Origin of the sequence: Nostoc sp., assembly GCF_036916985.1 — a bacterium.
Classification (GTDB): domain Bacteria; phylum Cyanobacteriota; class Cyanobacteriia; order Cyanobacteriales; family Nostocaceae; genus Nostoc.
Genome location: NZ_JBALFD010000027.1, coordinates 51,910 through 76,248, shown reverse-complemented (window position 1 = coordinate 76,248; position 24,339 = coordinate 51,910). Strand labels below are relative to the sequence as shown.

Annotated in this window: 23 protein-coding genes; 13 read left to right on the top strand and 10 right to left on the bottom strand. The window is 42.6% G+C overall.

Features of this window, described 5'->3' with window-relative positions:
- Positions 1 to 1,107 (bottom strand): type IV pilus biogenesis protein PilM, encoded by a 1,107-nt coding sequence (pilM, locus tag V7L07_RS10530; RefSeq protein WP_335057518.1) that lies wholly within the window; start codon positions 1,105 to 1,107, stop codon positions 1 to 3.
- 152 nt (positions 1,108 to 1,259) lie between these two features.
- Between pilM and V7L07_RS10525 the strand changes: the two genes are divergently transcribed.
- The gene (locus V7L07_RS10525; protein WP_335057516.1) at positions 1,260 to 2,558 is read left to right on the top strand and encodes an ABC transporter substrate-binding protein; all 1,299 of its coding nucleotides are present in this window, start codon (positions 1,260 to 1,262) and stop codon (positions 2,556 to 2,558) included.
- Positions 2,559 to 2,627: 69 nt separating this feature from the next.
- Here the strand turns inward: V7L07_RS10525 and V7L07_RS10520 are convergent, their stop codons facing one another.
- The 3 genes from V7L07_RS10520 to V7L07_RS10510 form a co-directional block, all read right to left on the bottom strand.
- Positions 2,628 to 3,950: a bifunctional folylpolyglutamate synthase/dihydrofolate synthase gene (locus V7L07_RS10520; protein ID WP_335057514.1), complete on the bottom strand. Its 1,323-nt coding sequence runs from the start codon at positions 3,948 to 3,950 to the stop codon at positions 2,628 to 2,630.
- 287 nt (positions 3,951 to 4,237) lie between these two features.
- Complete coding sequence (locus V7L07_RS10515; protein ID WP_179067906.1) at positions 4,238 to 4,363, bottom strand: photosystem II protein Y; 126 nt, start codon at positions 4,361 to 4,363, stop codon at positions 4,238 to 4,240.
- A 211-nt stretch (positions 4,364 to 4,574) separates the two neighbouring features.
- Positions 4,575 to 5,102, bottom strand: a complete 528-nt coding sequence (locus V7L07_RS10510) for a gamma carbonic anhydrase family protein (RefSeq protein WP_335057512.1) — start codon at positions 5,100 to 5,102, stop codon at positions 4,575 to 4,577.
- A 242-nt stretch (positions 5,103 to 5,344) separates the two neighbouring features.
- On the opposite strand from V7L07_RS10510, the gene V7L07_RS10505 reads away from it, so the two are divergent.
- From V7L07_RS10505 to map, 5 genes are all read left to right on the top strand, one after another.
- The gene (locus tag V7L07_RS10505; RefSeq protein ID WP_442936046.1) at positions 5,345 to 5,854 is read left to right on the top strand and encodes a TIGR02652 family protein; all 510 of its coding nucleotides are present in this window, start codon (positions 5,345 to 5,347) and stop codon (positions 5,852 to 5,854) included.
- Positions 5,855 to 6,016: 162 nt separating this feature from the next.
- The gene (locus V7L07_RS10500) at positions 6,017 to 6,460 is read left to right on the top strand and encodes a VOC family protein (RefSeq protein WP_335057510.1); all 444 of its coding nucleotides are present in this window, start codon (positions 6,017 to 6,019) and stop codon (positions 6,458 to 6,460) included.
- Positions 6,461 to 6,597: 137 nt separating this feature from the next.
- The gene (locus V7L07_RS10495; protein WP_335057900.1) at positions 6,598 to 9,498 is read left to right on the top strand and encodes a M16 family metallopeptidase; all 2,901 of its coding nucleotides are present in this window, start codon (positions 6,598 to 6,600) and stop codon (positions 9,496 to 9,498) included.
- Between the two features lie 97 nt (positions 9,499 to 9,595).
- Positions 9,596 to 10,120 carry a plastocyanin/azurin family copper-binding protein gene (locus tag V7L07_RS10490; RefSeq protein ID WP_335057508.1) on the top strand — a complete coding sequence of 175 codons (525 nt, stop codon included), beginning with the start codon at positions 9,596 to 9,598 and terminating at the stop codon, positions 10,118 to 10,120.
- Positions 10,121 to 10,407: 287 nt separating this feature from the next.
- Positions 10,408 to 11,235 carry a type I methionyl aminopeptidase gene (gene map / locus V7L07_RS10485; RefSeq protein ID WP_334983560.1) on the top strand — a complete coding sequence of 276 codons (828 nt, stop codon included), beginning with the start codon at positions 10,408 to 10,410 and terminating at the stop codon, positions 11,233 to 11,235.
- An 83-nt stretch (positions 11,236 to 11,318) separates the two neighbouring features.
- On the opposite strand, the gene V7L07_RS10480 is transcribed toward map, so the two are convergent.
- A complete protein-coding gene (locus V7L07_RS10480) occupies positions 11,319 to 12,824 on the bottom strand; it encodes a hypothetical protein (RefSeq protein WP_335057506.1) in 1,506 nt (501 codons plus the stop codon).
- A gap of 411 nt (positions 12,825 to 13,235) precedes the next feature.
- Here V7L07_RS10480 and V7L07_RS10475 point away from each other — a divergent pair, with 411 nt between their 5' ends.
- Complete coding sequence (locus V7L07_RS10475; RefSeq protein ID WP_335057504.1) at positions 13,236 to 14,639, top strand: amidase; 1,404 nt, start codon at positions 13,236 to 13,238, stop codon at positions 14,637 to 14,639.
- A 2-nt stretch (positions 14,640 to 14,641) separates the two neighbouring features.
- Positions 14,642 to 14,863 carry a hypothetical protein gene (locus V7L07_RS10470; RefSeq protein ID WP_335057502.1) on the top strand — a complete coding sequence of 74 codons (222 nt, stop codon included), beginning with the start codon at positions 14,642 to 14,644 and terminating at the stop codon, positions 14,861 to 14,863.
- A 71-nt stretch (positions 14,864 to 14,934) separates the two neighbouring features.
- Here V7L07_RS10470 and V7L07_RS10465 read toward each other — a convergent pair whose 3' ends face one another.
- A complete protein-coding gene (locus V7L07_RS10465) occupies positions 14,935 to 15,474 on the bottom strand; it encodes a GNAT family N-acetyltransferase (RefSeq protein WP_335057500.1) in 540 nt (179 codons plus the stop codon).
- Between the two features lie 354 nt (positions 15,475 to 15,828).
- Entirely contained in the window at positions 15,829 to 16,695 is an 867-nt protein-coding gene (locus V7L07_RS10460; RefSeq protein WP_335057497.1) for an aldo/keto reductase, read from the bottom strand.
- A gap of 356 nt (positions 16,696 to 17,051) precedes the next feature.
- On the opposite strand from V7L07_RS10460, the gene V7L07_RS10455 reads away from it, so the two are divergent.
- Positions 17,052 to 17,603 carry a hypothetical protein gene (locus V7L07_RS10455; RefSeq protein ID WP_335057495.1) on the top strand — a complete coding sequence of 184 codons (552 nt, stop codon included), beginning with the start codon at positions 17,052 to 17,054 and terminating at the stop codon, positions 17,601 to 17,603.
- Positions 17,604 to 17,946: 343 nt separating this feature from the next.
- The gene (locus tag V7L07_RS10450) at positions 17,947 to 18,210 is read left to right on the top strand and encodes a DUF3146 family protein (protein ID WP_179067550.1); all 264 of its coding nucleotides are present in this window, start codon (positions 17,947 to 17,949) and stop codon (positions 18,208 to 18,210) included.
- Positions 18,211 to 18,322: 112 nt separating this feature from the next.
- On the opposite strand, the gene V7L07_RS10445 is transcribed toward V7L07_RS10450, so the two are convergent.
- The 3 genes from V7L07_RS10445 to ntcA form a co-directional block, all read right to left on the bottom strand.
- Positions 18,323 to 18,775 (bottom strand): resolvase, encoded by a 453-nt coding sequence (locus V7L07_RS10445; RefSeq protein WP_334697721.1) that lies wholly within the window; start codon positions 18,773 to 18,775, stop codon positions 18,323 to 18,325.
- Between the two features lie 33 nt (positions 18,776 to 18,808).
- A complete protein-coding gene (locus tag V7L07_RS10440; protein WP_335057493.1) occupies positions 18,809 to 20,299 on the bottom strand; it encodes a DUF3084 domain-containing protein in 1,491 nt (496 codons plus the stop codon).
- A gap of 168 nt (positions 20,300 to 20,467) precedes the next feature.
- On the bottom strand, positions 20,468 to 21,139 hold the full coding sequence (ntcA, locus tag V7L07_RS10435) for a global nitrogen regulator NtcA (protein ID WP_292854711.1): 672 nt from the start codon (positions 21,137 to 21,139) through the stop codon (positions 20,468 to 20,470).
- Between the two features lie 379 nt (positions 21,140 to 21,518).
- Here ntcA and fabI point away from each other — a divergent pair, with 379 nt between their 5' ends.
- The 3 genes from fabI (at position 21,519) to V7L07_RS10420 (ending at position 24,247) form a co-directional block, all read left to right on the top strand.
- On the top strand, positions 21,519 to 22,295 hold the full coding sequence (gene fabI / locus V7L07_RS10430) for an enoyl-ACP reductase FabI (protein ID WP_094347372.1): 777 nt from the start codon (positions 21,519 to 21,521) through the stop codon (positions 22,293 to 22,295).
- A gap of 104 nt (positions 22,296 to 22,399) precedes the next feature.
- Positions 22,400 to 23,041, top strand: a complete 642-nt coding sequence (gene hisB / locus V7L07_RS10425; protein WP_335057491.1) for an imidazoleglycerol-phosphate dehydratase HisB — start codon at positions 22,400 to 22,402, stop codon at positions 23,039 to 23,041.
- A 222-nt stretch (positions 23,042 to 23,263) separates the two neighbouring features.
- The gene (locus V7L07_RS10420; protein WP_335057489.1) at positions 23,264 to 24,247 is read left to right on the top strand and encodes an ABC transporter ATP-binding protein; all 984 of its coding nucleotides are present in this window, start codon (positions 23,264 to 23,266) and stop codon (positions 24,245 to 24,247) included.
- Positions 24,248 to 24,339 lie beyond the last annotated feature (92 nt).

The following is a 24,339-nucleotide window of genomic DNA, read 5'->3' as shown; positions in this document are numbered from 1 at the left end:
TTACACCTCCCGCATTCCTAGGCCGAGTACGATCGCTAAACCAGAGCGTTGTACCTGTGGATATTTCTCAGTGTCAACATCCAAAGACAAAGCCCCGATTGGATCTATTTGGGTAGTTGGCAAGCTCAATCGTTGAGTAAAAAATTCATCTAGCTGTTGCAGTCCACCTCCTGGCCCAGCTAATAAAATCTGCGCTACTTCCAAATTTTCACTTTGATTGAGGTAAAAATCGATGGAACGGCGCAGTTCATCCGTTAATTCTCCCAAGACTCTCAATATGGCAGCCATGCCAGGATCGATTTCAGTAACGCCAGTTTTACCGCCGTCTAGGGGAGTTGGGGGAATGACCATTCCGTGTAACAGTTCCATATCTCGTGATGTGGGTAAGCTCATTGCCCTTGCTAAGGCAGTTTGCATTTGATAAGTCCCGATTGGGACTGTGCGCGAAAATTGCGGCACTCCGTTAACGATGATGGCGATTTCCGTACTATCGAACTCGATATCAACAAGTACTGCTGCTTCTTGCGGCCCAAATTGTCGCAGTTGTTCGCGAATAGTCCGAATTAAAGCAAAACTGTTAATTTCTAAAACATCAATTTGTAATCCTGCCTGCTCGAATGTACTTATATAGGTATCCGTGATCTCCTTACGGGTGGCAACTAGGAGTACGTGTACTTTTTCAATGCCATCTTCATCTACAAAGTACCCAAGTTTCTGATAATCTACATCAGCCTCTTCACGAGGATAGGGTAAATACAAACCTGCTTCATGGTTCAGAACCATTTCTCGCAGTTCTTTATCATCTAACTCTGCGGGCACTGGTATAATCCGAACGATAGAATCTCGTCCTGGGACACCAGTAGCAACGCGAGAAGTTTTGATTTTGCTTTCAGCTAGCGCCTGCTGGATTAATTGCGCCATCGCTGGAGGGTCGGTAATTTGACCATCGGTAACTATGCCTTCTGGAACTGCTACCGATATAAAAGTTTCTAGTTTCAAGCCTTGACCCTGCTTGCGTAGTTGAACTACATTTACCCGTTCGGGAGCAAGTTCAATACCGACCCCTTTTTTCGATTTGCCAAACAGACTAGTGAAACTTTTTACCACAGTTGTGCCCGCTGGACTACTAAATTGAAAATTTAAATTTATTGTGATAGGGACGTTATATATTACGTCTCTACAGGTAATTTATTTAGCCTATAATCTCAACAATTCTGTCTAAGCTTTTCACACTGAGCAAGCGTAAAAATACTGGGAAAATGATTCAATTGCGAAAATTTAAACAACTTGTTGCTTTCGTACTGCTTGGCTTATTAACCACTTGGATTGTAAGTTGCAGTACAGGCAATGTTAGTAAAAGTACAAAACAAGCTACTTCAGGAGTGGCAACTGTTGAGTTTTGGACAATGCAACTCCAACCTCAATTTACCGACTACTTCAAAAGCCTAATTGCAAATTTTGAATCGCAAAATCCAGGTATAAAGGTTAACTGGGTTGATATACCTTGGGCAGCAATGGAGAACAAAATATTAACAGCTGTCTCCGCAAAAACGCCACCTGATGTAGTTAACCTCAATCCGGGTTTTGCTTCCCAACTTGCCGGACGAAATGCCTGGTTAGATTTAGATGCGAAAGTCCCCAATGATGTACGCTCCTCCTATCTGCCGAATATTTGGAAAGCAAGTGTGCTGAATGGCAAGAGCTTTGGGATTCCCTGGTATCTCACCACACGGTTAACCATTTATAACACTGATTTATTAAAACAGGCAGGTATCAATAAAGTACCTGCAACATACGGAGAATTAGCACAAGCAGCCCAACAAATTAAAGATAAGATAGGGAAATATGCCTTTTTTGTGACTTTCGTACCGCAAGATTCCGGTGAAGTGCTGGAATCTTTCGTGCAAATGGGAGTTAACCTTATAGATGCTGATGGGAAAGCGGCATTTAATTCAGCACAAGGGAAAGCCGCATTTCAGTATTGGGTAGACTTGTATAAAAAAGGGTTGCTTCCTAAAGAGGCTTTAACCCAAGGACATCGCCACGCGATCGATTTATACCAATCTGGTGAGACAGTGCTTCTAGCTTCTGGGCCAGAGTTTCTCAAAACGATCGCAAATAATGCCCCAAAGATTGCTCAAGCTACAGGAGTAGCACCTCAACTGACTGGTGAGACAGGCAAGAAAAATGTCGCGGTAATGAACATAGTTATTCCTCGCGATACTAAACAACCAGACGGCGCTGTGAAGTTTGCTTTATTTGTTACCAATGACGAAAATCAGTTAGCTTTTGCGAAAGCTGCAAATGTCCTACCTTCTACAATCAAAGCATTGTCTGATAGTTACTTTAAAGATATTCCAGCTAATGCTTCAATCATCGAAAAAGCGCGAGTTTTGACTGCCAAAGAACTACAAAATGCAGAAATATTAACCCCTACTTTAAAGGATTTCAACAAACTGCAAAAGGCAATTTATGAAAACTTGCAAGCAGCAATGTTAGGCGAGAAAACTGTAGATAAAGCTGTAGAAGATGCAGCGCAAGAGTGGAATCAGAGGTAATGGGGATTGGGGACTGGGGACTGGGGATTGGGGAAGAAATTTAATGCCCTATTCCCTATTCCCTATTCCCTATTCCCTACTCCCCATTTGTAAAAAATCACCTACTAAATAAAGAGAGCCGCACAAAACGATTAAATTGTCTGTGGTAGCGGCTTCTAGGGCTGTGAATAAATCTGGATGGATTTGGCGATCGCTTAATTCGGGACAGAGGTTGTAAGCTAGGTTTGATAAGTAGTCTAAATCGGCGGAAGTTCTACCGGGGAAGGGTTCTACTGGTATTGGTACTAAAAAAAGGCGATCGCCTGGTCGCAGTAAAGCGGTAAAAATATCAGTATGATCCTTATCGGCAAACATTCCTATAATCCAATTGACTGGCTTATGAGTAACTGCGTCTAAGCTATCAATATACTGGCGGAGAACTTGGGCGGCGGCGGTATTATGAGCGCCATCAACTAATAATTTATGGTTTTTCCAAGTAGTCCATTGCATCCGCCCTGGCCATTTAGTTTTTGCCATACCGTTTATTATGGCTTCTTCAGAAATCTGCCAACCTTGTTGCTGGAGAATTTCTAACGCAGCTAAAGCTAAAGCTGAATTAGTTAACTGAATTTGTCCCGCTAATGGCAAAGGATATTTAATAGAGTGATGGGCTGATTCTTTAATTTCTCCCTCTGCCCCTCTGCCCCTCTGCCCCTCTGCTTCATATCTATACTCTGCCCATCCTGTAGCGATTTCATGGGCGGGTTGAGGCGCAAAAAGCGGACATTCTAATTCTAAAGCACGCGATCGCACCACCTTGTCTGCCTCTGGTGGCAATGGCCCAACTACAACAGGACATCCAGGTTTGAGAATACCTGCTTTTTCTCTCGCAATGTCAGCGATGGTAGGGCCAAGTTGCTGCCAGTGTTCCCGGCTAATGGAAGTGATGATTGTAACTAAAGGTTCTAAGCAGACATTGGTCGCATCTAAGCGTCCTCCTAGTCCAACTTCTACCACAGCCACATCAACTTGCTGCTGGGCAAAATATAACCAAGCAGCTGCCGTAATTATTTCAAACTGAGTTGCTGATTCTTCATCAGGGCGAATCACTGTTTGGACTTTTTCTAATAATTGACTCAATTCCTCAGAGGAAATTGGCTGTTCATTCAGACAAATACGTTCAGTCCAATCAACTAAATGGGGGGAAGTGTAGCGTCCTGTACGATAACCAGCCTCAGTGAGTACCGAGGAAAGATAGGCACAGACTGAACCTTTGCCATTAGTGCCAGCAACGTGAATCACCGGGACTTGATGATGAGGATTGCCAAGATTTGCCAATAGATTGACAATGCGATCGAGTCCGAGATGGACACCAAAGCGTTGCAGGGGTTGTATTACAGAATCGATATTCAAGGAAGGGAGTGGGGAGAAATCAATTCAAAATTCAAAATGACGCTCTCTACGAGACGCTAAAAGCGTAGCTTGCTTCTCTGAAAGAGTACGCGGACTCGCTCTAAGCGTTCGCGCAGCGTCTCGTAGAGAAGCCATGCCGTTGGCGGAGCCTCTCGTAGAGAAGGCTTTACGCTGCGCTAACAAAATTCAAAATAAAGGGAAGAAGTAGCTTAGGGGAGTGAGGCAGACAAGGGGATGAGGGAGAATATTAAACCCCATACCCCATGCCCCATGCCCTATCAATGAATTTAGGCTTCCTTGTCCAAAAAGCCTTGAATTTGTCTTAAAGCGGCAGCGCCAATATTAAACACTGCCCAACCAGCGGCAATGGCAACTGGTGCTAAAACGATCGCTATACGGAAATCGATATCCATATCTAGAACCCCTCTCTTAAGTAGAAATTAAAGTTTTGTCAACTGCTCTCATTTTTATTTTTAGCTGAAGTGGGCAATTTTTCCAACTAGATATGTAAAGAATATTTAAATTGTGGGGTATTGGGCATTGGGGATTGGCATGGGGCAGAGGAAAAAAACTTACTCCAACTTCTCCCCCAGTCCCCAGTCACCAGTCCCCAATCCCCAGTCCCTAAGCCTTGCTAAAACCAATATCAGTACCCTTACCAGCATGAACTAAAGCTAACTTTTGGTAACGTTTAGCGTGTTCAATCAGTTCTGCGGCTTCAACTTCTGTTACTTGGCGTAATACTTTACCAGGAATACCGACAACTAGGGACAAAGGCGGTACATTTTTTGTCACCACTGCACCAGCACCAATAATACTACCAGCACCTACTCTTACCCCATCTAAAATCACTGCGCCAATGCCAATCAAACTTCCACGCTCAATGTAAGCAGAATGTACCACAGCCCGATGTCCTACGGTAATATAATCTTCTAAGATTGTTGGAAAACCAGGATCGCCATGTAGAATTGCACCATCTTGAATATTTGTGCATTCGCCAATTTCAATCCGTTCTACATCTCCCCTAACCACTGCTCCATACCAAATGCTCACTCCTGGTGCTATATTTACCGAACCTATAACAACAGCATTATCTGCGATAAAGGCAGCTTGAGAAAAATCAGGAGATGTCCAGTAAGAAGCGGTAGACACGATAGAATATGAATATGGTACTCAGGAACACTGGAGAAACTCCAACCTTTGAGGCTGGTTGCATAACCAGAATATCACAGCGTCAAACCTCTACGCTGAGGAAAACACTAGTGAATAATGTTCCTGCCGCAACACCGTTTCTATGCAGCAGTGAGCAAGTAACCCAAAGTGGTTGAGCCGAATTGTATAATCCAACCCACTAGTGCTGGTGAAGACAAAATTATGTTTGTATGCACTTCATGATGAATCCAGGTTTGCAGTACCCGATGTTTGGGCCGGAAATACAGTGTCCCCATTGTCGCCAGACTATTCCGGCGCTGACACTAACAGATACTTATTTGTGTCCTCGTCATGGCGCCTTTGAAGCTAATCCGAAAAATGGAGAGTTAATCCATTTGCAATCGGGGCGTCATTGGCGGAGGTGGAATAATGAATGGTATAGACAGCATACTCATCCCGATGGTATTCGCTTTGAAATTCACGAAGCATTAGACAAGCTCTATACCCAAGGCTTTCGAGCAACACGAGTGATTATTGCCCGACGCTATCAGGAATTGATGAGTGGCTATTTAGAACGCAGCACGCCTTGGCGTTCTGGACAACCAGAAGCGACTGCTGCGCGTTTGTACGGCTTACCCGTGGAGTTTAGCCCCGATACCTCAGAAGATCCCTCTTGGGAAGTAATTAATTTTGACTTGGAAAAAGAGCCTGGCGTCCCTGTGCGCTACCCTTATTTCAGGTTGTTTGAGTAAAGGTGAGTGCTGAGTAGTGAGTGCTGAGTGCTGAGTGATGGAGAAATAACTCCTGCTCCCTGCCCCCTGTTCCCTGCCTCCTGTCCTCTGTCTTCTCTTGTAAAGTCTTACTCAGCACTCTTTACTCAGCACTCGTTACTCAGCACTCAGCACTACTTTCTTATGCACCACGCTTCTATTCGGACTGCGAATATTCATCGAGCGATCGCTTTCTACGAATATTTAGGGTTTACAATCTCGGAACGCTTTACCACAGGCTACACCCTAGCTTGCTGGATGGAAGGATTGGGCGGCAGAATTGAACTAATCCAAATTCCCGAACCCAAGCCAGCCCCAGATACCTTTAATGATGAGCATTATGTGGGGTATTATCATCTCTCGTTCGATTTAACTGACATTACACCAGATTTACCTAGCTGGTTGACAAATTTACAAACGCGTGTATTACTTGCTGCTGAGAGTCAAACCCAAGAATTACAACCATTGAAGATACTTTTAGAACCGACACAACAGCAAATAGGCGATCGCATTTACGAAGTAGCTTTCATCGCTGATACCGATGGCTTACCTCTGGAATTCATTCGGGTTTTAGCAAAATTACCATAATTTAGCTTTTTATTACCTTTATTGTTAATATATTATTTTTCTGTATTGTTGCTGAGGTAAAAGATTTTTTTACCAGGTAAAACTGTAGTCACTCAAAAAAATATGTAGCTTATTTTACAGATATATCTTCTAGATACATATATGGATTTTCCAAATTTTATAGATATCCTTTGCCGTTATTAATTTTAAGCTTATGGCTACTAGCAGTTTTGTTATTGAGCGATCAACCTGCTCATGGCCAACATTCAGTTATCTCTAATAAAGAAAAATATCAGTCAACCTTGCTAGTAAAAAGAATAATGCCCTCAACACTGACAGAAAATGTCCGCAAGACAGTGCTAGAAAATGGTCTAACTGTCCTGACAAAGGAAGTACATACTGCGCCAGTGGTGACGGTGCAGGTGTGGTACAAGGTTGGCTCACGTAACGAAGAACCGGGCGTGAATGGCATTGCCCACCAGTTGGAACACATGATGTTTAAAGGCACTCGAAATCGTCCGATTCAATTTGGACGTTTGTTTAGTGCTTTAGGTAGTGATTCCAATGCTTTTACCAGCTATGACCAAACGGCATATTACGGTACTGTGGAACGAAACAAGCTAAAAGCGCTTTTAGTGCTAGAAGCCGACAGAATGCAAAATTCCCAGATTGAGCCAGAGCAACTAGCGAGTGAAAAGCGGGTAGTAATTTCCGAGTTGCAAGGTTACGAAAATAGTCCAGAATATCGCCTTAACCGCGCCGTCATGCAAGCAGTATTTCCCCATCATCCTTACGGTTTGCCTGTAGGCGGTAGCAAAGCTGATGTCGAGAAATTTGAAGTTGAGCAGGTAGAGAAATATTACCGCAATTTTTACAATCCCGATAATGCCGTCTTAGTAATTGTGGGAGATTTTCAAACTGCAAACACTCTAGAAACAATTAAAGAGACGTTTGGCAAAATACCCAGGGGGCAGGAGGCAGGAGGCAGGGGGCAGGGAGCAGGGAGCAGGGGGCAGGGGGCAGGAGCTATTTCTCCATCACTCAGCACTCATTACTCAGCACTCACTACTCAGCACTCAGCACTCAACACTCAGCACTCAGCACTCGGCACTCCCATAGTATTGCGAGAACCGGGAGTAGGGCGACTGTTACAAGTTGTGTATCCGCTACCAGATGCAAATCAACCGGATGTACCTGCGTTGGATGTGATGGATTACATCTTGACTGAGGGAAGGAATTCTAGACTTTATCAGGCATTAGTGGAATCAGGTTTAGCGAGTGAAGTTACGGCATCCGTTACCAGTTTGCGAGAATCTGGCTGGTATGAGGTGTTGGTGACGGCTGGTTCTAAACAAGATTTGAAAAAAATTGACTCAATGTTGAGTAGTGCGATCGCTAATGTAGCAGAAAAAGGCGTAACATCTGAGGAAGTTGAACAAGCCAAAACCCAATTAATCGCAGATGTAATTTTGAGTAACCGTGATATCACCTCTCAAGCCATGCGATTGGGCACTGATGAGACAACTGCTGGTGATTATCGCTACACAGACCGCTATTTGGCAGCTGTCCGGTTGGTGAGGCCGACAGATGTTGTGAATGTAATTAACAAATACCTCACAAAAGAAGCGCGGACAGTAGGCTTTTTTGAACCAACTCAGAAACTAATAACAGAAGTTGGCGACAAACCAGACTCAGCCCAAACTACAGAAAATTTCTCTCCTCTAGCACCTGTGCTTCCTTCTGAGGTGATGAAATACTTACCACCTGTGGATTTGGCTACAGATGCAATTGCTCAAGTATTACCACAGGAATTTAAATTTACTAACGGATTGCGGATATTACTGTTACCTGATCGTAGTACTCCCACCGTTACCCTAAGCGGCCACATTCAAGCCGGGACGGAATTTGATCCAGACAATAAAGCTGGATTGGCTGCTTTTGTAGCAGAGAACTTGCTAAATGGCACTAAGAACAAGGATGTTTTAAATATTGCCAAAGTTTTGGCAGAAAGAGGGGCGAGTTTAGACTTTCAAACCCACCGAGAAGGTGTGCATATTGAGGGCGATAGTTTAGCAGAGGATTTACCGATACTCCTAGAAGTATTGGCAGATGTTGTGAAAAATAGTACCTTTCCAGTCAAAGAATTGGAACTGCATCGCCAACAAACTTTAACCGATTTGCAATTGGAATTAGATGAGCCATCAGAAGTAGCCAGAAGGATATTTGTTCAGTCAATTTACCCGAAAAAACATCCCTTACATACCTTTCCCACAGAGGAGAGTTTACAACAGATTCAGCGTCAGGATGTGATTGATTTTAAAGCTAAACATTATCGTCCAGATACGACAGTGTTAGCGCTGGTGGGAGATTTTGATCTAGACAAAGTGCGATCGCTGATTAAAAATGAGTTTGGAGACTGGGAAGTTAGTGGCCAAGCACCTATATTAAAATATCCCACGGTATCAATGCCGGAGAAAATAGTGAGTGTCAACCCGGTTTTACCAGATAAAACCCAAGCTGTTACATATATGGGTTACACAGGTATTAACCGTTACGATCCTCGGTTTCATGCCGCCTTAGTATTGAACCAGATTTTGGGAGGCGATACCTTATCTAGTAGACTGGGGGCAGAAGTGCGCGATCGCCAAGGTTTGAGCTATGGAATTTATAGCTACTTCCAAGCCGGGAAGAACGCGGGCACTTTTTTGATAGAAATGCAAACTAGTCCTGAAGATAGCAGTAAAGCGATCGCTAGTAGCCGCGAAATTCTACAGCAAATCCATCAACAAGGCGTTACCACCCTGGAAGTCGAAACAGCTAAACGCACTCTCATCAGCAACTACAACGTTTCTCTGGCCAACCCAGAAGAATTAACAGATAGAATTCTGATGAATGAGGTGTATGGACTAGATAAAGTAGAATTGCACTCCTTCACTGATAAAATTCAGAAAGTCATTCTTGACCAAGTTAATCAAGCGGCTCGTGAGTTACTCCACCCAGATAAAATCGTGGTTGTTACTGCTGGCCCATCTGTATTAGCAGAGAAAAACATTAGGTGAAAATAGGCATTGGGAATGGGGCACTGGGCATGGATAATGAAGAATATCTATTAATTAATTGTTTCTACTCATCACCATTGCCTTTTGAGAACTACCGATGAAAATTTACAACCATTTATCCCAAATTGTAATTACATCTCTTACTTTTGCCGCTACTACTTGGCTACAAATATTACGGCGTAGCTACGTGATATTTACGTTGCTTTTGGGATTAAATTTCATCGTTGCTACTCCAGCAATGGCGGCAAATTTGTCTGGCGATTTGCTCAAGCAACCAGCTACAGAAATTACAATTAGCTTGGGTAATTCGGCTAACGAACTGAAGTTTGAACCAAATCATCTGGAATTCCTAGCGGGCAAACGCTATCAACTAACGCTTACTAATCCCAGCCAGCTGAAACACTATTTTACTGCTAAAGATTTTGCCGATGGGATCTGGACACAAAAAGTCCAAGCAGGCAAAGTAGAAATCAAAGGAGCCATTCACGAACTAGAACTCAAGCCAGGTGCGGAGGCAGAATGGGTATTTGTGCCTCTAAAATCTGGTAATTATGGCTTACGTTGTACAATACCGGGACATACAGAAGCCGGTATGACTGGAGAGATTGCCATCAAGAATTAAAAAATAAAAATTATTAGCCTCAGTATTTGGCAGCAGTCTAATGTTTCAATTAAATATAATTTAGCTAAATTTCGTAGTGTGCAGTGAAAAATAACTTAGGGCGCTTTTGATGCAACTCCAACACATTGGGAGTATGCGAATGTGTTATTCTATATACATTAGCGCCTAAGCTGGAAGAATCCCTATCAGGGACTAAAATAACTTAAATTATAGATATTATTTCTCAAGGAATCTAGAGAAAGCATTGATACTTTAGCAGTAAAGCCACCAGTAATTATTAATTTCCTATGAACATTTTCAGTAACTTACTTTCTCAAACAACTCAGCCTGCAACTGCAAAAAAACAGCGCCGAGGAATTGAAATTAAATCGCCGCGTGAAATTGAAATCATGCGGCAATCAGCGATAATTGTGGCAACTGTCTTAAAAGAAATTGCCGAGCTAGTAAAGCCAGGAATGACAACGGCTGATTTGGATACTTATGCCGAAAAACGCATCCGTGAAATGGGTGCGACACCGAGCTTTAAAGGATATCACGGTTTTCCCGGTTCTATTTGTTCCAGTATTAATAATGAAGCAGTACACGGTATTCCTAGTCCCAAAAAAGTGATTCGCGTTGGTGATGTATTAAAAGTAGATACGGGCGCTTATTACCAAGGTTTTCATGGTGATTCTTGCATTTCAATTGCTGTTGGTGAAGTGACACAAGAAGCTGCGAAATTAATTCGGGTAGCAGAAGAAGCTTTATATAAGGGCATTGAACAGGTTAAGGCTGGTGTATACCTGCTTGACTTAGCTGGAGCAATTGAAGACCATGTGAAAGCTAACGGCTTTAGTATAGTCGAAGAGTTCACTGGACACGGTGTCGGTCGTAATCTGCATGAAGAACCTTCAGTATTTAACTATCGTACCCGTGAGATGCCAAATGTTAAACTCCGTGCGGGGATGACGCTGGCAATTGAGCCAATTTTAAATGCAGGTTCCAGACACACACGGACATTATCTGACCGTTGGACAGCAGTCACTATGGATAATTCTTTGTCGGCTCAGTTTGAGCATACAGTTTTGGTGACAGAGACAGGTTATGAGATTTTGACTGACCGTTCTAAGGTGTAATTGTTATCTGATTTGTGAAAATTCGCGCTGTCCAGATCCCCGACTTCTTTAAGAAGTCGGGGATCTAATTTTTAATGAATGATTTAGTACTGGTATATTTGACTGATAGCTGCATAATTAGTTTTATAAATAGGAAGCATTTCTTTAGCCTGTACAGAGACAAAAGTACTCTCTGGAATCGCTTTTAATAAATTTATTGCTTGCTGCCATTTATCTTGTGCTTGTTGCCGACTTAGTTGTGAATGAGGTGAATCTGTGACAAATAAATTAGCTTCTATTGCTAGTTTTTGGGCTGACTCTAAGTTTGCTAAGGCTTTCTTTTCAATTAACACTCTTTGACTGATAGATTTATAGTTAATCTGATAGTAAGCCAATTTCTTCTTTGCTTGGTCATAAACTGATGTCTTGTGAGGAATGCTATCTAACAAGATGATTGCCTGATGCCATTTGTTTTGTGCTTGTTGCCAGACTTTTAGAGGATGCGGTGGCTTTTGAACCAGAGAAGCAGCCTCCATGCCAAGTTTTTGAGCAGATTTAAAGTTAGCGATGGCTCCGCCATCGTCTGCGACGAACGCACTTCCTTCTTGAGTTAAATTTGGACTCATCTGCTGCAATTTTGAACTTTGCTCTTGAATTTTCCAACCACAAAAACCCAAGATTAATAAACTTGAGGCTATAAGCAAAGCTGAACGCACTATTTTTGGCGTTGAAAACTTTGGAGCTATTTCTACTTTCTGGCTAACAATTGGTTCTTTATTAATTTTTTGCTCTATATTTTTTAGGGCTTGTTCCGACTGTTCTATTAAAGTGTCACCCTGAATTATTAAGGTAGAAATTTGTTCTTGAAAAAAATCACAATCATTCAGGATATCTGTCAATTCTTGGAATTTACCTTCACTCGATATAATTAATTCGTGGTCGTCATCTAACCACTCTAAAGCGAAGCCAGATTTACCATAAAAAGCTGATACGCCTAATAAAATATTTAATAAACTACGACTATTCTTAATAGTATCAAAAATATAATTTAATTTTTCTTTTAACTGTAATAGTTGTTTTTTGCAATTGCCAATCTGTTGAATTTGATGTTGTAAAATATTAGATTTTTTCACATCTAAGCTAATATTTAAACTTTCAGCAATTGTTTTAAATTCACTAGGTATACTTGGATGAATAATATCAGAATTTAGTTGATTTACTAATTTAACTTCACTGAGAATATCAGCCGCTATTGCTTGCAAAAAATAACCCCATTCAATCCAACTATCAATTTTTGATTGTAAATCAGTCAATGAAATTTTAGTTTCTGAGTTCCCAAATTTTTCTATTATAACTGGATCTACTAATCCCAGACGAGGTATAAACAAAGTAGCTACTGTAATTAATCGAGGAAGTGTTGCGATCGCAGAATTTTTCAGGTGATCAAACTGCAATTCCTGAGCGATTATTTTTTTAATATTACGTAGTTTTTCTTGAGCATTATTAATTATGATAATTTGTTCCATGATTTGATTAGAATCGCCAATAGTCAGTTTTAGACTCTGAATTAGTGTTGGCAATTCACTAACAAGTATTTCTAGGTTAGCCATAAATACCCCTTAGGGATTTGTCGAAAGTTTATCGAACAGAATTCAGGAGTCAGTAGTCAGAATTCAGAATGAATTCTGTGCGACTGGCGGATGAATAATCGGGTTTAATATCCCCACCAAATTTTAAATTTGGTGGTCTTCAATCAGTCGGGGATTCAGAACCACTACTGATAGCGCAGCGGTAACGAGTATTTTCGAGTCGCGTCTTGATTCTGACTCCTGAATTCTTCTTCAAGCGAAACAATTAAAATGGCTTGAGTAAGAATATAACCACGCCTGTTGCATCTGAGCATCCTAGTTGAGTGCAAATCTTAGGTAGCTATAAAATGTATAATTCCCCTAAATCCTGCTAAAGTAACAATTTCAGTTTAAAAATCCCAGAGAAAGACAAAATTACCCATTCACTAACCTATGAATGAAGTTGATTTAGCATTTACCCCAGCACTAGAGTTGGCGCAATTAATTCGTCGCCGAGAAGTATCACCGCTAGAGTTGGTAGAAATATATTTAGAACGGATTGGGCAGTTAAATCCTCAATTAGGAAGTTATTTTACGGTGACAGCAGAATTAGCGATCGCAGATGCCAAAGCCAAAACCGAATTATTGACAACTACCTCAGAATTACCGCCATTTTTTGGCGTGCCGATTTCCATTAAAGACCTCAATGCTGTAGCAGGTGTTACCTGTACTTATGGAAATCCGGCATTACTGAATAATATTCCTAACTATGATGATGGGGTTGTGACAAGGATTAAGCAAGCTGGATTTACTATTCTCGGTAAAACAGCCACTTCCGAATTAGGTTCATTTCCATACAGTGAACCTGCGGGTTTCCCCCCAGCGAGAAATCCGTGGAATTTAGAATACACCCCTGGCGGTTCCAGTGGTGGCGCAGCGGCGGCGGTAGCAGCGGCATTGTGTGCGATCGCTCAAGGTTCTGATGGCGGTGGTTCGATTCGGGGGCCTGCGGCTTGTTGTGGTTTGGTGGGACTCAAACCATCTAGGGGCAGAGTGAGTAAAGCACCCGTAGGCGAACGCCTGGCTGGAATTGCCGTCAACGGCCCCATCGCCCGGACTGTCGCTGATGCTGCGGCTCTTTTGGATGCCATCTCTGGCTATGTCACAGGCGATCCTTACTGGTTGCCAGATCCCGAACCATCATTTCTCGCCGCCACTCAGACAAAACCTGGTGCTTTGCGAATTGCCTTTGACACTAGCATTTCTCCTTTGGGAGAAGCTGACGCTAACTGTCAGCAAGGTGTCCGCCAAACCGTCCAGTTATTAGAACAACTCGGCCACCACGTTGAACAAAAATCCCCAGATTTCAGTGCTTTAGTTGAACCTTTTCAAATCGTTTGGCAAGCTGGGGTAGCGGCGGCGGGACTTCCGGTTGAAGCCTTGCAACCATTGAATCGCTGGCTATTTGCACGCACAGGTTCCGTTGCCCATTACCTCCAAGCAGTTTCTCAAATGCAGGTAGTGGCACGGCAGATTGTGGCGTTTTTCGATACCGTGGATGTGCTAGTATTGCCGGTTTATCTACATTCACCCATCCGCGTGGGGGAATGGGCTTCGCTGAGTCCAGAAGAGACATTCCAAAATATTATTGAGTGGGTTGCCCCTTGTCCCCCTGCAAATGCAACTGGACAACCTGCGATCGCAATTCCTGTAGGCTTTGACAATAATGGTTTACCCATGAGTGTGCAGCTAATTGGTAAACCTGCCGCTGAAGCCACAATTATCAGCCTAGCAGCACAACTAGAAGCGGCTAACCCTTGGATTCATCATCGTCCAGCCTTGGTAATATCGGGCTAATCATGCAGGCATCCCTGGAACAACTTTCGCAAATTATCGTGTTTGCGGGTTTAGAAACAGCAGAGAAGATAGCTTTGCAGCCGTGCAAAGCTATCGCAAAAGAGAGATTATTCTCCATGAAGGCGATCGCTTACCAGCAAAACTCTATGCTGTTATCAGTGGATCAATTCAAGGGTTTAAGACCCCTACATCTACATATAGCAACCATTTCAGTCGGGATTTAAATCCCCGTCTGAAATGTCTTTAATTTTGAATTGTTAATATATTGTCTCTGAGGTAGCTCATAGAAGCAGTATTAGTTTGCTTTCCATTCGTGGTCAAGGATAGCGTAAAGAAAGTTGTCGTACCATCTACCTTTCATTAACTCTTTTTCTCGCAGATGACCTTCACGACGCATACCAATTTTTTCTAATACTTTTATAGAAGCAAGATTCTCTGCAACACACCAAGACCAGATCCGATACATTCCCAGTTCTTCAAAGCCGAACTTTAAAATGGCGTATGCTGCTTCTGTTGCATAACCTTGTCCCCAATATTGAGTATTTAGTTCATAGCCGATATTTGCTTCCCGCATTTCTGGGTCATTTACACGGATACCACAATTGCCAATAAGCTGATTTTCTTCTTTGAGGATAATAGCTAACTGAAACTTTGTCCGTGGTTGCTCTTTTTGCTGATCAATAAACATCTGGATAAACTCGCAAACATCCTTCTGTGTGCGGTGTGTCCAACAGGTGTAACGTAAGTACAAAGGATCTGATTGATAGGCAAAAACCGCCTGCCAATCTGTCTCTATAAAGTCACGCATTAGCAAGCGGTGTGTTTCTAAGATCATGCCTTTTTTTATGCGCTGAGTGCAGGTAATCAAAGAGTTTATACAGCTAAACAAGCCACGAAAATCTTAGGCAACTTCTACACATCTACGTTAGCTAGTACCGCAAGGCGGAATTCAAAATGACGCTCTCTACGAGACGCTAAAAGCGTAGCTTGCTTCTCTGAAAGAGTACGCAGACTCGCTCTAAGCGTTCGCGCAGCGTCTCGTAGAGAAGCCATGCCGTTGGCGGAGCCTCTCGTAGAGAAGGCTTTACGCTGCGCTAACAAAATTCAAAATTCAAAATTAATACAGCGTAAGCGTTTCATTGATTTTGAATGGGTGGTTTATTTACGCCGTGTTGTACTAGTGGAATGATTAAGTTGCCCGATCAATTTTTTGCACTTCTTCATCAGATAGTTTCACATTGAGAGCTTGTACGGAGTCTTCAATACTGGAAACCTTGCTAGCACCGGGAATTGGCAAAATAGCTGGTGACTTGGAACGCAACCACGCCAGAACGATATTATACACCGACACGCCTTTTTCTTTCGCTAACTGAGCGATCGCAGCAATATCTTGCAAGTCCTGATGGCGACGCCTACCACCAAAGGGACTCCAAGGCAAAAAGGTCAATCCTTGCTGTTCGCAATACTTCAACACGCCGTCATTTTCTGGCTGTCGTTGCCAGGGACTATATTGATTCTGCACTGAGACAATATCTACCACATCCCGCGCCCGCTTAATTTGTTCAACGGAAAAGTTAGAAACTCCCACAAAGCGAATCAAACCAGCCTCCACTGCTTCTTTAACTGGTGTAAGGGATTCTTCAATGGTGTATTTAGGATCGGGCGAATGGTATTGCCAAACATCGATGGGTTTAGCACCACCCAAAGCCTCAAAACTAACGCGAATTGTTTGGCGTAAATGTTCTGGGTTGCCGTTACTTGTCCAGTTGCCATCGGGACGCATCAAACCGCCCTTCGTTGCCACAAGTACTTGACTAACATCGCCTTTATAACTACTAAGTGCCTTATGAATTAATTGCTCATTGTGATGTTTCTCTGACTCATCTTTGCAGTAAGCATCGGCAGTGTCAATAAATGTAATACCCAAATCCAACGCCCGATGAATAACTTCGATTGATTGCGATTCGGGAGGGCGATTAGCAATTGACATGGGCATACCGCCCAAACCGATCGCACTCACAAAGATACCAGTTTTTCCTAGCTGTTTGGTTTCCATGCTTTTAGCTATAGCTTTCTGTCCCAATTATCCATCAGTTAGGCATTCATCATAAATCCTCCCTAGTACTTATACTTGGTGATCGCTAAATGGGCAACAAGGGGAATACTCTACTCAGGGGTTAAGTATTATATACACACGTATCGATGAAAATTGTCGCGGAAACCCATACCAAATTACAGCTAAAGCATCGACCATTTAGCTATTGGTTTAGTGGATGGTCTATTTTTATTATCTTTTTAAGCTTTTTCATTTACTGCTTAGTTTTTGATTCTGCTTCACTTAGTCTCAGTTGCATTCGACCTTCATCAAACCAAATTAATTGTGAATTGAAGCGGTTTAATTTGCTGGGAAGTATGGATAAACTTAAAATATTTGATCTTCAGGAAGCATACATCCTGACAAAAACTGGTAGTAAAGGGAGCAAAAGCTATCAAGTTATAATTGTGACTCCATTTGGAGAATTTGCCCTGCTATCGCATATTAGCTATCAAGAGGATGAGGAAGTTGTTTTAAAAATCAATAATTTTATCAACTCTGGGCAAGTTTCTCTATTAGTGCAGCAGAATCAGCAAAGTTATCTATTTTTCTCAAGTTTATTTACATTATTTGTAATGGCGATCGCTGCTTATTTTGCTACATCGCCGGCAACGACCTGCACTTTCTATAAGAGTATCGATAAGGTATTTATCGAACGGAAAAGTTTGCGTGGCAACCAAATTATTGAACATCCTCTAGGAAGCATTCTGCGTTTTGATATTCAAGAACAGCAATATAAATCCTCCAAAGTTTATCGAGCTGTAATTATGCTGAAATCTGGCGAGGAAATTCCAATTAACCCACAATATACTGATGAAAAGAGCATCAGATATGCAGTTTCTAGGATACTCTCATTCCTGAGAAACTAAAAAAATTATCCGCTCTAAGTGCCTCAGCACCATCACAGGAGATATCAAAAACTCAGAAACCTCTAATTTTTTGTGCGCGATCGCTTGACATCTCCACCCGAAACCTGATAAACCCCAACTTAGGTTATAAAATCCGCCCAGGTTATAGCCGCAACTTCAGTATCCTGAAGTCGTTTGGCTCATGAACAACTTCAGTATCCTGAAGTCGTTTGGCTCATGAACACAACTTAGTCAACTACAAATACCCACTTTGTCAGTTTGTCTAATTAAGCTATGTTTGTTAAATAAAATAAGTAGCCAGCCTATATGAGCGGCTGTTATTCCACAGTTGACATAAAGCATTGTGAGTGCAAAACGTCTGCCAGAAACCATTGCCCATGTCAGAATTACTCGCCAATCCTGGCAACACGGTTTCCTTGAAGGTGAAGTGAGTGCAGGTGAGTTTGAGTGGCATTTCCAGTGGCATTTTCGCCGAGGAGAACTTGCTGTCAAGCCTTCCCAAGGCCGTGCCCTAATCAAAGAACCTCTCGGTCGATTTTTGGAGCAACAAGATTACCAGCTAGAGCCTGGAGGAGATTATGCTTTTACTATTCGGGCGCAACTTTAAAAGTTAGAAGCCATTCAATTTTGGATTTTAGATTTTAGATTTTAGATTTTTTCTTCAATCTAAAATTTAAAATCTAAAATTGATTTTCAATCCAAAATCCAAAATTCCAAATCTAAAATTGATTGACTGCTGATTCAGTGAGGCGATTTAAGTATCTTTCAATTAAAAGAATGGCAACAATATCATCTATGGGTCTTGGTGGCTGTCGCAGACCCTTTGGCAATAGCTTTATTAGCCCTGTGGGCGGAAACATTTGCCAATAGCGATCGCGTGCTTCTAGGGTTGTATAACGCTCATCCACTAAAATAATACTCAGCGGTTCTGTCAACTCCTGATATAGTTGCTGCCTCCACTGCTTGGCTGTAGTTTGATCGCCCATGACCATTAAGGAAATGGGAAATTTTTGACGTAGTGTCTCAATGGTAGCGATCGCTTCTTTTGCTAGCGCCACCTCATGATAATACAGTTGCCGATCCAGTCCCATCACCGCTAAACCACACTTATCTCGACCTGGATCAAACCCCAAAATCACTGGTTGCGTTGGTGAAAATTCACGAAAATTCATAAGAAATTAAAAATAAGAATTCTGACTTCTCTTTTAAGTACTAAAAATAATTTTTCCGTTGACTATTGCTACTAATTTTACTCTCAATGGCCCTGCTGTATAAGTGTCCTCTGCCGCGATCGCCTTGATCTCCAATGGTTGATTGTACTGTCTTAATTGGGTGATAAAGCGTAGAAAAGTCCCATCTACTTGCACATTTTCGACAATTCCCACGTTACGGGCACGAAATTGGGAAGCAGAAATCAGTATTTCTAGCCGCTGCTGTAACTGATAAGATGTCATAGTTTTGGAATCAGCAGTAGTCGTGGCTAGTACCGCGCCTTCGGAAAAAACTAGTTGATTCCTGGCTGTATCGGCAAAAAATTCTATCTGCTTTTCTCCTCTGACGTAATTACCAGCCGAGAAAATTCGCACCACGTATTCTTGACCATCGCCAATCTGTTTGCCTAATTGCTCAATCCTATCCTGAGTAACGCGCAGTAGCTCGACATTTGCCGGATTTGCACCAGGCTCGCTTAATTCCAGGCTGGCGTTGCGATTGGCTTCTTGTAAAAGTTGTATCACTGCCTGACGAGCAGCAGCAGGTTGGGTAACACGAATTACACTAGCAGACAGAACTTGACCACGAACTAAGGCTAGCTTACCCAGACGCAGGTCGCGGTAGGATTGATAATATTTTTCCAGCCTGGCAACTTCTAGTTCTAGTTGCTCTTGTTGTGCTTCCAATTCTTTGAGGCGCGATTCCCGTTTGGCAATCACTTGCTCTCGCGCGGTAATTTCGACATTACGCTTTTGAATTAGTTGATCCAGTTGAGAAATTTTTTGATCGCGCGCTTCTATAACTTCTTGACGGTTAGCGAGTTCGCGATCGCGTTTTGCGATCGCTGTTTTGGCTTCGTCAATGGCTTTTTTCGCTTCCGCATACAATCGTTGACGTTCTGTCTTCAGTAACTCAACTGCCGCCTGTAACTCCTTTCTCTGGTTATAAACGCTTTGCAATTCAGCTATGGCTTTTTGGTACTGAGTTACAACCTGATTTAGCTGACCTTGAGTGCGTTGGAGTTGAGTTTGGGTTTGAGCTTGTTGACTAATAGTGCGGTTCAGCTGGGCTTGTGTTTGCCTCTGTTTGGCATTGGCCGCCTGCAAGGATTGATTAATTGCCTGCAAGTCTTGTTGTGCCTTTGCTTGGGCAATTCTAGCTTGGTTTAGCTCACCCTCTACCTGACTTTTCTGAGTTTCTGCGGTTTTTAACTGTTCCCGCTTCTGTCTGAGGTCTGTTTGAATATCCTCTAACTCAAAGACTCCCTTTCGTAAGCCTTCGTCGGCAGCAAATAAAATCCCTAAAGTTGATGCGGAAATTAAGCCGCCCGTAAAAATTGTTACCAGTACGGCGGTATTTTTTGGACGTAGATTAAAAAGTGAGAGGCGGGCTTTGCCAACTCGTGTGCCGATGCGATCGCCCACGGTTGCAATTACGCCTCCCAGAATTAAAATTGCAGCGATGAGGATGTATCCGGTGGTCATCTTTAGCTACCGAAATCCTTCCAGATACAGCCTACTACTTTTAAGCATTGTCTGGAAAGAAGTGGAAATTGGCAATAGCTGAAATTATTCAATTTTAGATTTACCTCTAGCTATTAGTGTCATTTTTCAAAACACAACACGCGCCGACTCCCCTTCCTCCAATTGTTTTTATGTGAATTGCCTACTTAAGGTAACAGGTTTATGCACAGTAATCTTCTTTTTGTGGATAGAAATCATCTTTTTCTCACGCAAGTCTCCCAGTAGCCTGGTAACGGTAACACGAGTTGAACCAATTGCTTCTGCGATCGCTTGATGAGATAACTTCAAATCAATAGTGATCCCATCTGCACAAGGAACGCCAAAATCTCGACAAAGAATTAATAAAAAACTCACCAACCGAGAACCCATATCTCGGTGAGCGAGAGTTTCAATCATCATCTCCGTTTGTAAAATTCGCGAAGACAGACCTCGCAGCATTAACATTGATAATTCGGGATTTTCCTTGAGTGCTACCTCTACCTGTTCAATTGGTGCCGACAGTAATTCCACAGGAGTAAATGCAACCGCATGGTAAAACCGATCCGATTTATTTCCTGTCAGCAATGACAATACACCAAAAACACTATTTTCTCGCAGCAGCGCTACCGTTATTTCCTCTCCTGCCTCGTACACCCTGGAAAGTTTAACAGCACCTTTCAAAAGAAAATAAACTCGTTCGGCAGGATCGCCAGGAAAAAAGATCGTTTTATTGCGTTCAAACGTTTCCACAACTGGCGGAAACGCCCCGGTCGCCATCTGACGAAAAACATTTGCTAGGGCTTTATCTTGTGTCACGATCATCTCCCTTCCCCTACCCAATGCCGGAAAAACAAAAACTCATTACCTAAGAATACACCTGAAAAATGAATAAAGCACCGTCAACCTTTCTGTACTTTCCTATACTCCAACTAATCTCTTCATAACTCTTTGTTTATAATGATACATAATTGTTGATCCTTTCAGCTACTAATTGTTGATAAGTAGTTCCAATAGCTGTATTTAAAAGGTTTTTTGAAGAACAAATAAAGATATCTTGAGAATATCTTTATAAAAAATCAAGATTTTTACACGCAGCAAACACTCTTACCAATATTCATTTTTACAAATCCTGTATAAAACAAAGATAAATTAGCCTCAGATTCTAGTATGCTCCTAATGATCGATCGCATTAACAATTTATATGCTAAATCTGACTGGAAAAAATGCCCTTGTTACAGGTATTGCCAATAACCGCTCGATCGCCTGGGGCATCGCCCAACAACTGCACAAAGCTGGAGCAAATCTGGGTATTACCTACCTGCCGGATGAACGCGGCAAAATGGAGAAAAAAGTTGCGGAATTGGTAGAACCTCTCAACCCGAGCTTATTTCTTCCCTGTAATGTCCAAGATGAAGACCAAATTAAATCTACTTTTGAGACAATCCGCGAACAGTGGGGAAAGTTAGATATCCTTATCCATTGCCTAGCCTTTGCCAGCAAAGACGATTTAACTGGAGATTTTAGCCAAACCTCTCGTTCTGGCTTCAACACCGCCTTAGAAATCAGTACCTATTCGCTGGTGCAGCTAAGTGGTGCAGCCAAACCTTTGATGACAGAGGGAGGTAGTATCGTCACCCTGACATATTTAGGTGGTGTCAGAGCAATCCCCAACTACAACGTCATGGGAATTGCCAAGGCGGGTTTAGAAATGAGTGTGCGCTACCTAGCTGCCGAACTAGGACCACAAAATATCCGTGTGAATGCCATCTCCGCCGGCCCCATCCGCACTTTGGCATCTTCAGCAGTGGGTGGGATTTTGGATATGATTCATCATGTAGAAGAAGTAGCTCCCCTACGACGCACCGTCACTCAGTTAGAAGTCGGCAACGCTGCGGCTTTCTTGTGTAGTGATTTGTCCAGCGGCATTACCGGACAAATTCTATATGTAGATGCAGGATATGAAATTATGGGAATGTAGTTAGGGACTGGGGATTGGGTATTGGGTATTGGGAAGAATTCAGTCCCCAGTCCCCATTCCTCATTCCCCAGTCCCCATTCCCCAGTCCCCAGTCCCTAATACTTATGCAAACAACCAATCGCCAACTTAATTCAAACTACGATCGCTTAACTGAAACTCCTCGGATTGCCACTGTTCACCGTACCACTGGTGAAACTGATGTCCAAGTTACCATCAACCTGGATGGTAGAGGAACTTGCAAAGCAGCAACAGGCATTCCGTTTTTAGATCACATGTTGCATCAAATTGCCTCCCACGGGCTGATTGATATAGATGTCCAAGCCAAGGGAGACTGGGAAATTGATGACCATCACACCAACGAAGATGTAGGCATTACTTTAGGCCAAGCTTTGAATCAAGCATTAGGCGACAGAAAAGGTATTGTCCGCTTTGGTAATTTTCTTGCACCATTGGATGAAGCCTTAGTTCAGGTAGCGCTAGACTTTTCTGGACGACCTCACCTTAGCTACGGCTTGCAAATTCCTACTCAACGGGTAGGAACCTATGATACCCAACTGGTGCGAGAATTTTTTGTAGCTTTAGTCAACCATAGCCAAATGACATTGCACATCCGGCAACTGGATGGTATTAATTCCCACCACATCATTGAAGCGACATTTAAAGCCTTTGCAAGAGCAACCCGGCTAGCTGTAGAAATAGACCCCCGTCGTGCTGGCGTAATTCCCAGTTCTAAGGGCGTTTTATGAAATGGGCATTGAAAAGAGGCAGAGGGGCGGGGTGCGGGGGGCGGAGGAGAAAACTCTTCTCCCTTGCTCCCTCATCCCCCTATTCCCCAGTCCCCAGTCCCTAGTCCCCAGTCCCTAGTCCCCAGTCCCCAATAAATTGACACACCAGCAGTTGATGGTTATTATCAGCCTACCGGGTAACTTCTAATTAATCTTAAGCTGATAAATAGTGATTTAACCGAGATGAAGTCTGTTGCAGATGACTCTAATTCTCAACTTAATCCGATAGACATTCCACCAGTAGTCCTAACTTCTGAGTTGCGAAAAGTCTATCGCACTGGTTTTTGGCTAAATCAAAAAGTCGTATCTCTCAAAAACTGTTCTTTAACGGTTTACAAAGGTGAAACCTTTGGGTTGCTAGGGCCAAATGGTGCGGGTAAAACCACCCTTTTAAAATTGTTGCTGGGAATTATTCATCCCACCTCTGGACGGGGATCGTTGTTGGGTAAGCCAATAGGCGATCGCACTGTTAAGCAATATATCGGCTATCTACCGGAAAATCCCTATTTGTATGACTATCTCACTGGCTGGGAATTTTTGCAGCTGGCCGCTGGGCTATTCCAAATTCCCCAAAGTGTCCAACGCCAACGCATTCCCCAACTGCTGGAATTAGTCGGTTTATCTCAAGCTGATGCCCGTAAAAAGCTCCTGCGTCGTTATTCCAAAGGAATGCTACAGCGTGTTGGCATGGCACAGGCGCTAATTAACGAGCCAGATTTAGTTTTTCTGGATGAACCTATGTCTGGGCTTGATCCGGTGGGACGCTACCAAATGCGGGAAATTATTCTGGCACTCAAAGCCGCTGGTAAGACAATTTTTTTTAATAGTCATGTTCTTAGTGAAGTAGAACAGATTTGCGATCGCATTGCCATCCTCGCTCAAGGTGAACTCATTTGCTCTGGTTCCCTCCATGAACTCTTAGGCGGAAAAGACACCTATCAAATCAAAGGTCAAGGTGGGGACTGGGAAATTCTCAAAAAATGGATACCCACTCTCATCTTTGAGCCTGATGGTTCCTGGCACGGTACACTACAAGATGATTACTATGATTTTCTTGCTAGTCTCCGTCTTATGGAGGGCAAAATTATTGCCATGAACTTGTCGCGTCACTCTCTAGAAGAATTTTTTATTCAACAAATCCAAAGAAAAAATGACTCGCTTAATTAGTTAGTCTTGTTGACAAATACTAAATTATCGGATGACTTGAAGAACTAAACTCCAAATTTCTGCTTTTTTGAGTTGATCTTTGCTCAATCCAA

Coding starts and splice junctions, on each gene's coding strand:
- V7L07_RS10525 (WP_335057516.1), top strand. CDS start 1,260: ATGATTCAATTGCGAAAATTTAAACAACTTGTTGCTTTCGTACTGCTT.
- V7L07_RS10515 (WP_179067906.1), bottom strand. CDS start 4,363: ATGGATATCGATTTCCGTATAGCGATCGTTTTAGCACCAGTTGCCATT.
- V7L07_RS10505 (WP_442936046.1), top strand. CDS start 5,345: ATGAATCCAGGTTTGCAGTACCCGATGTTTGGGCCGGAAATACAGTGT.
- V7L07_RS10500 (WP_335057510.1), top strand. CDS start 6,017: ATGCACCACGCTTCTATTCGGACTGCGAATATTCATCGAGCGATCGCT.
- V7L07_RS10490 (WP_335057508.1), top strand. CDS start 9,596: ATGAAAATTTACAACCATTTATCCCAAATTGTAATTACATCTCTTACT.
- map (WP_334983560.1), top strand. CDS start 10,408: ATGAACATTTTCAGTAACTTACTTTCTCAAACAACTCAGCCTGCAACT.
- V7L07_RS10480 (WP_335057506.1), bottom strand. CDS start 12,824: ATGGCTAACCTAGAAATACTTGTTAGTGAATTGCCAACACTAATTCAG.
- V7L07_RS10475 (WP_335057504.1), top strand. CDS start 13,236: ATGAATGAAGTTGATTTAGCATTTACCCCAGCACTAGAGTTGGCGCAA.
- V7L07_RS10470 (WP_335057502.1), top strand. CDS start 14,642: ATGCAGGCATCCCTGGAACAACTTTCGCAAATTATCGTGTTTGCGGGT.
- V7L07_RS10465 (WP_335057500.1), bottom strand. CDS start 15,474: ATGATCTTAGAAACACACCGCTTGCTAATGCGTGACTTTATAGAGACA.
- V7L07_RS10460 (WP_335057497.1), bottom strand. CDS start 16,695: ATGGAAACCAAACAGCTAGGAAAAACTGGTATCTTTGTGAGTGCGATC.
- V7L07_RS10455 (WP_335057495.1), top strand. CDS start 17,052: ATGGATAAACTTAAAATATTTGATCTTCAGGAAGCATACATCCTGACA.
- V7L07_RS10445 (WP_334697721.1), bottom strand. CDS start 18,775: ATGAATTTTCGTGAATTTTCACCAACGCAACCAGTGATTTTGGGGTTT.
- V7L07_RS10440 (WP_335057493.1), bottom strand. CDS start 20,299: ATGACCACCGGATACATCCTCATCGCTGCAATTTTAATTCTGGGAGGC.
- ntcA (WP_292854711.1), bottom strand. CDS start 21,139: ATGATCGTGACACAAGATAAAGCCCTAGCAAATGTTTTTCGTCAGATG.
- fabI (WP_094347372.1), top strand. CDS start 21,519: ATGCTAAATCTGACTGGAAAAAATGCCCTTGTTACAGGTATTGCCAAT.
- hisB (WP_335057491.1), top strand. CDS start 22,400: ATGCAAACAACCAATCGCCAACTTAATTCAAACTACGATCGCTTAACT.
- V7L07_RS10420 (WP_335057489.1), top strand. CDS start 23,264: ATGAAGTCTGTTGCAGATGACTCTAATTCTCAACTTAATCCGATAGAC.